The 12,102-nt window shown below is 59.7% G+C and carries 10 protein-coding genes; 8 read left to right on the forward strand and 2 right to left on the reverse strand.

The annotated features are described in order from the left end of the window. The first annotated feature begins 67 nt into the window (after positions 1–67). On the forward strand, positions 68–1,459 hold the full coding sequence (locus ACSW29_RS08920) for an amino acid permease (RefSeq protein WP_230816848.1): 1,392 nt from the start codon (positions 68–70) through the stop codon (positions 1,457–1,459). Here the strand turns inward: ACSW29_RS08920 and ACSW29_RS08925 are convergent. Both ACSW29_RS08925 and ACSW29_RS08930 read right to left on the reverse strand, forming a co-directional pair. Then, on the reverse strand, positions 1,431–2,684 hold the full coding sequence (locus ACSW29_RS08925) for an NAD(P)/FAD-dependent oxidoreductase (protein WP_448277077.1): 1,254 nt from the start codon (positions 2,682–2,684) through the stop codon (positions 1,431–1,433). The genes ACSW29_RS08920 and ACSW29_RS08925 overlap by 29 nt on opposite strands. Positions 2,685–2,840: 156 nt before the next feature. Continuing rightward, the gene (locus tag ACSW29_RS08930) at positions 2,841–3,986 is read right to left on the reverse strand and encodes a PucR family transcriptional regulator (protein WP_347871517.1); all 1,146 of its coding nucleotides are present in this window, start codon (positions 3,984–3,986) and stop codon (positions 2,841–2,843) included. An 82-nt stretch (positions 3,987–4,068) separates the two neighbouring features. Between ACSW29_RS08930 and ACSW29_RS08935 the strand changes: the two genes are divergently transcribed. The 7 genes from ACSW29_RS08935 to ACSW29_RS08965 all read left to right on the forward strand — a co-directional run bounded on the left by ACSW29_RS08935 (position 4,069) and on the right by ACSW29_RS08965 (position 12,007). Then, complete coding sequence (locus ACSW29_RS08935) at positions 4,069–4,854, forward strand: HAD-IIA family hydrolase (RefSeq protein ID WP_064443292.1); 786 nt, start codon at positions 4,069–4,071, stop codon at positions 4,852–4,854. 80 nt (positions 4,855–4,934) lie between these two features. Next, on the forward strand, positions 4,935–5,492 hold the full coding sequence (locus ACSW29_RS08940) for a DUF6764 family protein (RefSeq protein ID WP_019744475.1): 558 nt from the start codon (positions 4,935–4,937) through the stop codon (positions 5,490–5,492). A 273-nt stretch (positions 5,493–5,765) separates the two neighbouring features. Further along, the gene (groL, locus tag ACSW29_RS08945) at positions 5,766–7,391 is read left to right on the forward strand and encodes a chaperonin GroEL (protein ID WP_003941476.1); all 1,626 of its coding nucleotides are present in this window, start codon (positions 5,766–5,768) and stop codon (positions 7,389–7,391) included. 743 nt (positions 7,392–8,134) lie between these two features. Further along, complete coding sequence (locus ACSW29_RS08950; protein ID WP_042951134.1) at positions 8,135–8,833, forward strand: hypothetical protein; 699 nt, start codon at positions 8,135–8,137, stop codon at positions 8,831–8,833. Between the two features lie 713 nt (positions 8,834–9,546). Beyond that, entirely contained in the window at positions 9,547–9,678 is a 132-nt protein-coding gene (locus ACSW29_RS08955; RefSeq protein ID WP_255246887.1) for a hypothetical protein, read from the forward strand. A 298-nt stretch (positions 9,679–9,976) separates the two neighbouring features. Beyond that, positions 9,977–10,171 carry a hypothetical protein gene (locus ACSW29_RS08960; protein ID WP_347871515.1) on the forward strand — a complete coding sequence of 65 codons (195 nt, stop codon included), beginning with the start codon at positions 9,977–9,979 and terminating at the stop codon, positions 10,169–10,171. A 375-nt stretch (positions 10,172–10,546) separates the two neighbouring features. Further along, positions 10,547–12,007 (forward strand): wax ester/triacylglycerol synthase domain-containing protein, encoded by a 1,461-nt coding sequence (locus tag ACSW29_RS08965; protein ID WP_448277078.1) that lies wholly within the window; start codon positions 10,547–10,549, stop codon positions 12,005–12,007. Positions 12,008–12,102: the final 95 nt, after the last annotated feature.

The following is a 12,102-nucleotide window of genomic DNA, read 5'->3' on the forward strand; positions in this document are numbered from 1 at the left end:
CACGCGCGGTGGTAGCGGACAATGGTTCGCGCACGTATGACGATCCATCCGACTGGAGTACCGAGAAGTGAACAGCGACGCCGCAACGCAGGATGGCCTCAAACGAGGGCTGACGGCACGCCACATCCGCTTCATCGCCCTCGGATCAGCAATCGGAACCGGACTGTTCTACGGCAGCGCCGAGGCCATCAAACGGGCCGGCCCGTCGGTGCTCCTGGCCTATCTGATCGGCGGCATCGCGGTCTATCTGGTGCTGCGAGCGCTCGGCGAGATGGCGGTCCGCAACCCGGTCTCCGGTTCGTTCAGCGAGTACGCGAACAAGCACCTCGGACCACTCGCCGGTTTCATGACGGGGTGGACGTACACGTTCGAGATGGTGATCGTGTGCCTCGCCGACGTCACCGCCTTCGGCCTATACATGCAGTTCTGGTTCCCGGACGTACCGAGATGGATCTGGGTTCTGGCTGTCGTCTTCTTCATCGGCGCGATAAACCTGTTGAGCGTCAAGGTGTTCGGTGAACTGGAATTCTGGTTCACGCTCGTGAAAATCACCGCCATCGTCGCGATGATCGCCGGCGGCATCGCGATCATCGTGTTCGGATTCGGCGTTCACGACACCGATGCCGGAATCAGCCACCTCTGGTCGGACGGCGGGTTCTTCGCGACGGGCTTCGGCGGATTCGTCGCGTGCTTTGCGATCGTCATGTTCGCGTTCGGCGGCACCGAGATCATCGGTATCACCGCGGGCGAAGCCGAGGATCCGGCGCAGACCATCAGGAAAGCCGTCAACACTGTCCCGGTGCGCATCATTCTCTTCTACATCTGCACCCTGGCTGTCATCATGGCGATCATTCCGTGGCAGACCATCAACTCCGACAACAGCCCGTTCGTCCAGATCTTCGAGAATCTCGGATTGGGAACGGCCGCTTCGATCCTCAACATCGTTGTCATCACCGCGGCCCTGTCGGCCATCAACAGCGACGTCTTCGGTGCCGGTCGCATGATGTTCGGGATGTCGCACGCCGGCCAGGCTCCACAGGTGATGAAGAGAGTCTCCGCCAACGGTGTTCCGTGGATGACCGTTGTCATCATGACCGTTGCCCTGTTGGTGGGAGTCCTGCTCAACTACCTGATCCCGGACCAGGTATTCCTCGTCATCGCCTCGCTGGCCACCTTCGCCACGATTTTCGTCTGGATCATGATCCTGCTCTCGCAGTTCCGTTCCCGCGCTCAGATGAGTGCAGACGAAACAGCGGCACTGAAGTTTCCAGTGCCGCTGTGGCCGTACGGTCAGATCTTCGCGATCGTGTTCCTGGCTTTTGTCATCGTGTTGCTCGGCGTCATCGCCGATACCCGAGTCGCCCTGCTCGTCGGTGCCGGATGGCTGGTTCTGCTGACGGGCGCGTACTACAAGTGGGTGAAACCGGCTGTCAGCGCAGCGGATCGAAGTGGCGCATGACGGTTGGCGTCTGAGCGCCGGTCATCGAGTCGGCCACCATCTTTCCGGTCAACGGACCCAAGGCGATTCCCCACATTCCGTGACCACCGGCGACGTGCACGCGCGACGAGCGCGTGGCGCCGATCAACGGCAAACCGTCGGTAGTGCACGGCCGTGAGCCCACCCACTCCTCTTCCCGTGCAGTCCAGTCGATGCCGCTGAGCATCGGCTTGGCCGCATCGATGATCGCCTGCACCCGGCGCGGATCCAGCGGCGCGTCAGGGCTGCGGAATTCCATCATTCCTGCCACGCGGAAGCGATCGTGCAACGGAGTGCATGCGACGCGCTGGGTGGGGAAATACACAGGGTTCTTGGGGAGGTGCTCGGGCTTGACACTGAAGCTGTATCCGCGTCCGGCCTGCACCAGTTTGCGCACACCGAACGGTGCGGCGAGCTTGTTCAAGCGGGCACCACTCGAGATGACTACGGAGTCACCGTCGCGTGAATCACCGTGTGCACTGCGAACACTGACTCCGCCGACCCGATCGTCGATCTGCGTGACGTCGAAACCGCTGACGATTTCTCCACCACGTTCACGAACCGCGTCCGCCAACGAGTTCACGAACAATGGGGGATCGATGAAACGCTGATTACGCAGACGCAAACCGGCTTTCACACCCTGGCCGAGTGAAGGCTCGATCGAATGAATCGCGTCGTAGTCGAGGAGGTCGAAGTCGACCTCGCCGCCCGCAGCCTCTACGTGATGGAACTCGTCCACCAAGGTCTGTCGGTCCTTCTCGGACGCAAACGCGGCGAGGAAAGGATCGGCCAGGCGGGTCAGCTCTCGGACGCCACCGTCGGCGAGTTCGTCGTACGCGCCCAAGGCTGTTCGGTTGACCTCGGTGTAGACCGACATCGCTTCCTGCCACTTCGACGGAGTGCAGTGGCGCGCGAACCCGACCAGGAACCGAATCAGCTTCAGGTCGGTGGTGAGTGGCACGTACACCGGTGACGACGGGCTGAGCATCGCGCGCAAGCCGTATTTGAGCACTGCGGGTTCCGGCAGCGGAAGCGTCAATGCGGGGGCCAGCCAACCGGCGTTGCCCCAGCTCGCGTCGGCCGCGACGCCGTCGCGATCGACGACGGTGACCTCGACTCCACGTTCCTGCAAGAACCAGGCCGTCGACAATCCGACAACACCCGCACCGACCACGACCACACGATCGGGGCTTTGACGAGTTCCCATGACGCACTCCTTCTACAGACTCTGCTCGAACCGAGACGCCGGTCACATCCGGCTCTTCTCTCAAGCATGAATCGCAGGGGCGGCAAAAGGACTGGCCGTTCGGCCATCGTCGGAGCTACCTCGTTGTGGATTCGCACAACGCACCGCCGCGCCTGCTCAGCGACCGAGTTTGAACTGCAGCATCAGAATCAAGCGGGTGTCGGCGTCGGTCAGGTCGACGCCGCACATCTCCTTGCCTCGACGCAAGCGGTTGCGGAGCGTGTTGGGGTGAACATGGAGTGCGGCAGAAGAATTCGCCACGTCACCGCCGTGCTCGAGAAAGGCCTTTGCCGTTGCGACCAGATCGCTGCCGTGCTGAGAGTCGTGACGTTCGAGGCTTCCGAGCGGCGTGGCGTCGCCGAGTCCGTCGATGATGTCGGCGACATGCAGGGCGAGTACGGAGGCCAACGTGTCCCTCATTCCCGCGACGGTTCCGCCGGACCGGCCATGACGAAGCGCTCCGAGAACATGGTCGGCGTCCGAGCGTGAAAGATGTGATTCGCTTGCAGACTTCACGGTCCGGCCGACGGCCACTGCCAGGAATTCGCGACCGCGAGCGCGGGTGAGGAAGTCGGCGGACAATCGGCGAGCGTTGGTCTCGTCGGCCGCGATGACAAGGTAGATAGTCTCGGACAGTTGAGCGGCAACGGCGTCGACGGCCAGAGTGTCGAGGTACAAGCTCAAGGACGCGACCAACCCCGCCGGCAGTGGTCCCGCGACGGTTCCGACGGCGACGACGGTGAGCGGGCCTGCCAACCGCAAGTCGTCTGCGGCACGGAATGCGGGTTCGCCACCGCCGATCAGAGCTTGGACGCGCTGGGATTGGCGACGGCGTGTGCTGTCGACCCGGTCACGCTCCGAGGCGATTCTCTCGGCCACGACAGATACCGCGGAACGAAGTATCGATTCCTGTGTGGGCGTCGGTGATCCGGCCAGTGCGACCCAGATCGAGCCGACGGGGTGATCGTTCTCGCGAACTGCGATGACCAGGCGCGGCGTGATCGCAGGGTCTTCGAGATCGACGTAGATGGGATCGCTCTCTCGGTGGAGGCGATCGAATACTCCTGCATCGGAGAGTAATTGGCGGAATCGACTGGGCACCTGCCGGCCGAGGATCGTGCCGATGCGAGCTTCGTCCACGGCCTGCTCGCCGCCGGAGTACGCGAGAACCGTCGAGTTCTCGTCCTCGATCGTGACGGGAGCGCCGAGCAATTCGGCCAGAGAACCGGCAACGGAGAAGAGGTCGTCGTCGCGCAGGTCCATGGGTGGGAGCCTACTGAGCGATCGACGGATTTCGGGTTTCGACGCCTCGGCAGGACCTCGATGGCGAATATAGGCTGGTGCAATGGCCGACATCGAAGGTGTTCTGTTCGATATCGACGGAGTCCTGCTCACGTCCTGGCAGCCGATCGAGGGAGCAGGGGAAGCAGTACGCGAAGTTCGGCGGCGCGGATTGGCCTGTGGGTTTCTGACCAACACCACCTCGCGCAGTTCGACACTCATCGCGCAGGGGTTGTGCGACGCCGGTATCGAGGTGGAGGCGAGCCAGATAGTTACTGCCGCCAGGCTCACGGGGGAGTACGTGCGGGCGACGTACCCGGACGCGAGGGCGTGGGTACTCAATCACGGTGACGTGTCCGCCGATCTCGAGGGAATCGAATTCGACGACGCCGATCCCGAGGTCGTGATTCTCGGCGGCGCCGGCCCGGAGTTCACCCACGAGGCGCTGAGCAGAGTGCTCGAACTACTGCTCGCCGGAGTGCCCGTCGTCGCGATGCACCGCGGGATGATGTGGGAGACGTCAGGTGGCCTTCGAATCGACACCGGAACGTACTTGCCCGGCTTCGAGGAAGTGGCGGGTGTAAATATCGCCGCGGTGGGTAAACCGTCTCTCACGGGGTTCCTTACAGCCACGGAGCTGATGCATGTCGAACCTGAGGCGACGGTGATGGTCGGCGACGATCTGATCGGGGACGTCCTCTCCTCACAGCGGGTCGGCCTGACCGGAGTTCTGGTGCGCACAGGCAAGTTTCGGCAAACAGTGCTCGACCTCTCGGTTCAGAAGCCCGACCACGTCATCGATTCGGTCGCGGATCTTCCGGCCCTTCTCGGGGTCGTCCTCGAGGCTTGACCAGGCGGGGGTGACGGACTTCACTCGAGCGGGTACTCTCGCGCCCGAATCCAATGAACTTGTTCCACGAAGGAGTTTCTATGCCCTTGATCTCGTCAGTCTGGTTCCGCCGCTCATCCTCTCGAGTCAGCGGAATTTCCAGTAGTCGGTTGGGGGGCCGCCTGGCGAGAACAGGGGCTGTGATGACTGTAGGTATGGGGCTCGCCGCCGGGCTGGCGCTGACCGGTGCGGGAGCTGCTTCGGCAGCCCCCGTCACGTGTGTCTCGCCGCCGTCGGCCAATGACATCCAGGTCTCCGAGACCGCGAGCTGCGGCGCGCAGTCCGTCGGAGCCGGCCGTTCGCAGGCCGGTGCCGCCGAGAGCGGTACCGCTGTGAGCGTCGCCGCCGACAACGGCTACTCAAATTCATATGCCAACGGCTTCGGAACCGCGCTGGGGGCTTCTCGCGGTAACGGTCAGGCGCAGGCATTTGCACTCGGCGGCGGTATCGCGCGGGCCGGGGCGGCTGACGGAAATGTCACCTTCGCCATCGCCGGTTACGGAGCGGGCGCTACGGCCGATGCCAACGGCGTCGACTGCGTCGGAGTGCTCTCGTTTGCGGTCAATTTGAGTAACGGACAGTTCTGCATCGCGGGCTGAGGCTCAACCTTGCACTCGGCACGCTCGAGTGCTAAAAATGCAGTTGGCACTCGCGAACCGTGAGTGCCAGGTCGAGGCAGTGAGACCGGGAACCATAGACACCCCCGGTCGTCCGTCGCGGGCACTGACTAGACCACAGGCGTAGATGGGTGACCAGGCAAATCGGTCGCCCGTGTAATGAGGTGACTGGTCAAACGGTCGCCTTGTGCCGATGAGGTGACCCGACGAGCGGTCACCTTGTGTGTCACCCCCTATCCGGAGGATCACTTCGCAATGGCAAAGATCATCGCGTTCGACGAAGAGGCACGTCGTGGCCTCGAGCGAGGCCTCAACGCCCTCGCCGACGCTGTCAAGGTGACGTTGGGCCCCAAGGGTCGCAACGTCGTTCTCGAAAAGAAGTGGGGCGCCCCCACGATCACCAACGATGGTGTTTCCATCGCCAAGGAGATCGAACTCGACGACCCGTACGAGAAGATCGGCGCCGAGCTCGTCAAGGAGGTCGCCAAGAAGACTGACGACGTCGCTGGCGACGGCACCACCACCGCTACCGTTCTCGCACAGGCTCTGGTCCGTGAAGGTCTGCGCAACGTCGCAGCCGGCGCGAACCCGCTCGGCCTCAAGCGCGGCATCGAGAAGGCTGTCGAGGCTGTCACAGCTCGCCTGCTCGAGACCGCCAAGGAGATCGACACCAAGGAGCAGATCGCTGCTACCGCCGGTATTTCCGCCGGCGACCCGTCCATCGGTGAGCTCATCGCCGAGGCTATGGACAAGGTCGGCAAGGAAGGCGTCATCACGGTCGAGGAGTCCAACACCTTCGGCCTGCAGCTCGAGCTCACCGAGGGCATGCGCTTCGACAAGGGCTACATCTCGGCGTACTTCGCCACCGATGCAGAGCGTCAGGAAGCCGTCCTCGAAGACGCGTACATCCTGCTCGTCAGCTCCAAGATCTCCACGGTCAAGGATCTGCTGCCCCTGCTGGAGAAGGTCATCCAGTCCGGCAAGCCGCTCCTGATCATCGCCGAGGACGTCGAGGGCGAAGCTCTCTCCACCCTCGTGGTCAACAAGATCCGTGGCACCTTCAAGTCTGTTGCCGTCAAGGCTCCCGGCTTCGGTGACCGTCGTAAGGCTCAGCTCGCCGACATCGCCATCCTCACCGGTGGCGAGGTCATCAGCGAAGAGGTCGGACTCTCCTTGGAGACCGCAGGCCTCGAGCTCCTCGGCCAGGCACGCAAGGTCGTCATCACCAAGGACGAGACCACCATCGTCGAGGGTGCCGGCGACGCCGACGCAATCGCCGGTCGTGTCAGCCAGATCCGCGCCGAGATCGAGAACAGCGACTCGGATTACGACCGTGAGAAGCTGCAGGAACGTCTGGCCAAGCTGGCCGGCGGCGTTGCAGTCATCAAGGCCGGCGCTGCTACCGAGGTCGAGCTCAAGGAGCGCAAGCACCGCATCGAAGATGCAGTGCGTAACGCAAAGGCAGCCGTCGAAGAGGGCATCGTCGCCGGTGGTGGCGTTGCACTTCTCCAGGCAGCTCCCGCACTGGACGACCTCAAGCTCGAAGGTGACGAGGCAACCGGCGCGAACATCGTTCGCGTTGCACTGTCCGCTCCGCTCAAGCAGATCGCATTCAACGCTGGCCTCGAGCCCGGCGTTGTTGCGGACAAGGTCTCCAACCTGCCCGCAGGTCACGGCCTCAACGCTGCGACCAACGAGTACGGCGACCTGCTCGCTGCAGGCATCAACGACCCGGTCAAGGTCACCCGCTCGGCACTGCAGAACGCAGCGTCCATCGCGGCTCTGTTCCTGACGACCGAAGCCGTTGTCGCTGACAAGCCCGAGAAGGCCGGAGCGCCTGCAGGCGATCCGACCGGCGGCATGGGCGGCATGGACTTCTGAGTCCATCTCCACCTAGCTCCTAGAGCCCGGCCCACCATTCGGTGGGCCGGGCTTTTGCTTGTCTGGAGACGGCATCCTAACGGCGGTCAATCGCATCGGTTTACGACCGTTGGACAAGTTCTTTAGTGCTAAAACTTTAGTGCCAACATATCCAACAGATGATTGAATTAAGTAAGGCTTTAGTGTGAAATCAACTAGTTCTTTTGGTGGAAAAATGCAACTAAAATAGACTATTTCCGAAAATCTTCACAAAACTGATACATGTTGCAGTGATCTGGGTTACAGTATTGCGCATCGAGGAGGAAAGTTCCGGTCCGAAGCAATTGAAATGTATCGAAGCAGATGGATTCATGTCTATGCCTTTTGGTTTATACAAGTACTATTTTCTATGGGTTGCAAATTTCAATTTCTCGAAATCGTGATTGGAATATTTGAGGGAACGATTCGTTGCTCTGCGTATATAATGGAATATTTATCTCTGGCGTCTTCGGCCGGGCGGTGAAGCTTATCTAATATTGTTGTTAAATTCTTCACGATACAGGTGAGTTTAATGAATGGATCCACTGCGTGTTGATTAAAGGCCGGAGTGGATGACTGCATCTGTTGCCATATCTGACTCGGCTACGAGTCGATGACTTCCACCCGGGATATCCGCGGGTAGGGGGAACTGACGACACGGAACGCTGCGAGCGTAACCGCGTCGGACAGGCAGTTCGATCAAACCGCCTTACGAGGAAATAGGAGTGAAGAACATGACTGTATCACTGGCGCGACGTACTACGATTGGTCTCGCAGCTGTAGCTGCATCAGCAGGTTTGGTGTTCGCGGCCGTTGCTCCGGCGTCGGCAACAGCGGGGCCCACGACAACAAGCTTTAAGAACGCGTGTTGGGCCGGTTCACCTGGAAATGTTGCGCAGTTGGAAAACCTTTCTGTCACCGTTGACCACACGGTCGTTGCGCCGGCCGGTCAGCCGAATACCTACACAATCCAATTCGGGGACCAGACTACGCCGAGCTCGTTCCCGGGTTACACTTTCAAGGGATTGAGTGATATTCAGTACAAGCTCTCGTACAATACCGCGACGTTGACAAGCGCGACCAAGACGAGTTCGGGTACGAATATCAGTTCGGGTAGTCCTACTGTTTCGGCTTCAGGCGGAATTATTACTCTTGGGAAGTTTGGAGTCGGCCCGAGCACGACATTCAAGGCACCTCAGATCACCGTTGTGACGACGTCTCCGGTGTTCGATGTAAAACTCTCTACTTCGGGAACCGCAGCCGAGTTCGGTAACTTTGCGAATAACTACTTCAGCTTCAAGGCGAACGGAGTAGCCGTTGTGATTCCAGTCAGTGCATCTACCTCTTGTGTTCCGTCTGACGACATCACGGGGGCGGTTGGAAGTTACCCGGCACTCAATGCGGGCGCCGGCACGCTTCACTAACATTGGATGCTCTGCCTCCGTCGTGAATTAGTCCAATTGGTCGCGGCGGTGATATGCGGCGAGAACGTGGCCGTCCGTGCAAATTGGCACAGGCGGTCACGTCTCTCGGTCAGCTGTGATGCGCGACTGTGGACTTGGTTTCCTCCACAGACATTCCTGTGCTCAGATCATCTGGTGATCCAGCAACGTGATTCAATCTTATTGGCAGTCATAGCCGTTCGGACTTGTATGGTTGAGGGCTAGCACTTTTGTCGGTGCGCCGGAGTTGAAACGTCCTCTAGTACTAGTACTTTCGCGGGATGGTTTCACCTTCGGATTGCGTAGTCGAACGGTATTGGTAGACAGATCGATTGCACTCGTCGGCAGATACGTTGCAGTGTGTAGTGCCGCGTTACCCAAGCTATTGAGTGCGGTGTGTTGATGGACTTCAGTAGAAATTGTGGCCGGATCGGGCCCGCGACCTGCAAAAATGGAACAGGTTTCAGAAAGCTTCAAAATGTTTAGCCGAAAGTTCCCCAAATCGGGCTCTTCTGCACTACCTTGATGTCACCCCACAGCCGCGAAAGGGCGCGTACGCCCCGAAGGATATCGGTTACCTGGTTTGCAAAATCTTTCTCTTTGCTGCTCGGACCAGTTCTTTGTGGGCTACTGCAAGCGGTCCGATGTAAACGTCCTATGAGTAAACCAAGACCTACGAAAGGGTGGGAATCAGTATGATCGTCATGTTCCTCCAAGCGACTGCGCAATTGTTCACCGATCTGCTGGCCAACACATGGAGCGGGTCGATGCTGCCGGGCGTAGAGGCCGGCACAGGCTCGTTGGTATCCGCTATCGAACTCAGCTGATCGATAGTTTCAATTTCCGAGGATCTTTCTGACAGTGGGAGTGAATGATGGGTAGTTTGGGATCGGTCGCTGATGTGCTCGAAGGCGAAATGGGAGGGTTGATCAAGTCGGTCATTGCGGGCATCATTTTCGCGCCGATAATGTCGTCGATCGACCTGGGGTGGCAGGTTCCCCCTCTGCCGTAATTCGGAATCGTCAAGACCCGCGTGTTTGGATAACGGCCACGCAGATCTGATGGACTCCGCTGTTTTTCTTTTCGAAACCCGAACGAACGAATTCCAAGGAGTGTGGAAGTACAGTGGATACAGCAAGTTTGATCGACGCGGTCGGCAGCATTGACGCGAACTCGGTCCAGTTGCCCTTGGCGGCTCTCAAGGGAATTATCGAGGGAGCTTTCGCAGCTATCTCTTCCTTCATTGAACTGGGTGTCACAGGATCCGCTGCGTCAGCCGGATCGATCCAATCCGGCCTCGGCTCCATAGCCGGCACCTAATCCGAAGAGGAGAAAGAAATGTTGAACGGATCATTGACGTACCTGTCCGATCTCGTCAATTTCGGGTCGGTTGATCTCGTGGGCACGATCGGGAAATACCTGAACGCGCTTTCGTCCTTCCCAGTGTGATGAAAGGAAATGCACAATGCTTGAAAGATACCTGACTTCGATCGTGCAATGGGTTATCGACACAGCGGGCCTCACCTCCGCCGGAAGCAAGATGCTTCAGAATCCGAAGTAGGAAATTCTTGGTGGAGTCTGAATTGGAATACGCCACCGAGTCCGAATGATCCCCGAGGCTGACGTACGCCTCGGGGATCGTTCGGTTTCGAGTTCCGGTCACGATTACCGATGCAGTGAGACGAGGTAGTGTCGATGCGATTGCCCAGCAAATTTGCGGTGCAGTTGGCGCGGTTGAGCTCGCGTGATGCCGATTTCATCTACAACGAGGCGGACGGCCATCTGGGGCATTTGATAGGGGTGTATTTCTTCGATACTTCTCAGCGCCCTGAGTCGGAGTTCTCGCGCGAGCAAGCAGTCGAATGGGTGACCGCACGGCTCGGCCACCATCGAATGTTCACCCACAAGGTACGTCGTATCCCGCTCGGACTCGATCATCCGTACTGGATGCCCGTCAATGACTTCGACATCCGTGACCACGTACACGTCACAGACCTCACGGAGCCTGGTTGGGCATCACTCGAGAAGCCTTTGAGTGCTTTGATGACTTCACGGATGGACTTGACCCGTCCGCCATGGGAGTTGCACTTCTTCAACGGAATCGAAGGTCTCGACGATCTGGACGGGAGGCTGACCGCCGTAGTGCTCAAGTCCCACCACAGCGCAGCGGATGGGATAGCAATCCGGATGTTGGGGGAATCCATCTTCTCGGGCGAAGAGCGAGCCGCCCGACACGTTCCAGTACCTCGACTATTGAAGGTGCGTGTACTCCTCGAATCGTTGGCGAGCATTCCCAGCCAGATGTTCAGATTCGCCCGGAGCGTTCCTGGGAATCGCGCTGCTCAACGCGCTGCGAACGCGGCCCAATCGGCCGGTGAATGGGTCGAGAGCCTCAACGAACGTCCGGCTACCAGGTTCAACGGCAAAGTCAGCGGATCGGGAACGCTGCAGCAATTGACCCTTCCAGGTGCCGTAATCGGTGGGGTCAAACACGCAGTTCCAGGCGCCACTGTCAACGATGTTCTCCTGGCGATCGTCGGTGGTGCGCTGTCGCGGTATCTGACAGAAAATGGTGAGCCGCCAGGGGGATCCTTGGTGGCAATGGTGCCGCGCTCGATGCGCAAGGTCGAGGAGTGGCAGTCTGCCAATCAACTGGTGACCTTGTCAGTCGATATGCACACGTCCGTTGCGGCGCCGCTGGAACGATTGGCACTCATCGCGGAATCCTCGCGTTCGGAGAAGGTACGTACTTCCCACCCTGCCACTCGCCGTGTGGACGCCGCGATCGAAACGGCGCCGGCATTCCTGCTGAGATTCATTGCTTTTGCGCGAAGTAGGAATTCCCACGATGTCACTCGTCCCCGCTACCAGCACACAATGGTGAGCAATATTCCGCTCTCTGTTGAAGGGCTGACGTTGAACGGTGCACCGGGTGCAGCGGTGCTGGCAACCCAGCCCCCGGTTGACGGCGACGGGCTACGGCATTTCATGGTCGCCGCAGCGGGTGGGGGACTGACCCTCAACGTCATTGCGGACACCGCGACCATGCCCGATCTCCACCATTACATCGAACTACTGCGAGCAAGTTTCGATGATTTGGCAGCGGCTGCCGCGATGCAGACTGCGGATTCACCTAACCAAGAGGTTGCCTCCTGATCGATCGGAATCACAGGCACCTTTTCCGATTGCTGGATCCGGTGATACCCAACGATTCCGAGCAGAACCCAGAGGATCGGCATGTCAGCTCGCTA

The sequence above is a fragment of the Rhodococcus sp. GB-02 genome (genome assembly GCF_053470465.1).

What these genes read in the sequence shown, in the direction of transcription:
- ACSW29_RS08925 (WP_448277077.1), bottom strand. Translation starts at nt 2,684, where the DNA reads ATGGGAACTCGTCAAAGCCCCGATCGTGTGGTCGTGGTCGGTGCGGGT.
- ACSW29_RS08930 (WP_347871517.1), bottom strand. Translation starts at nt 3,986, where the DNA reads ATGGACCTGCGCGACGACGACCTCTTCTCCGTTGCCGGTTCTCTGGCC.
- ACSW29_RS08935 (WP_064443292.1), top strand. Translation starts at nt 4,069, where the DNA reads ATGGCCGACATCGAAGGTGTTCTGTTCGATATCGACGGAGTCCTGCTC.
- ACSW29_RS08940 (WP_019744475.1), top strand. Translation starts at nt 4,935, where the DNA reads ATGCCCTTGATCTCGTCAGTCTGGTTCCGCCGCTCATCCTCTCGAGTC.
- groL (WP_003941476.1), top strand. Translation starts at nt 5,766, where the DNA reads ATGGCAAAGATCATCGCGTTCGACGAAGAGGCACGTCGTGGCCTCGAG.
- ACSW29_RS08955 (WP_255246887.1), top strand. Translation starts at nt 9,547, where the DNA reads ATGATCGTCATGTTCCTCCAAGCGACTGCGCAATTGTTCACCGATCTG.
- ACSW29_RS08965 (WP_448277078.1), top strand. Translation starts at nt 10,547, where the DNA reads ATGCGATTGCCCAGCAAATTTGCGGTGCAGTTGGCGCGGTTGAGCTCG.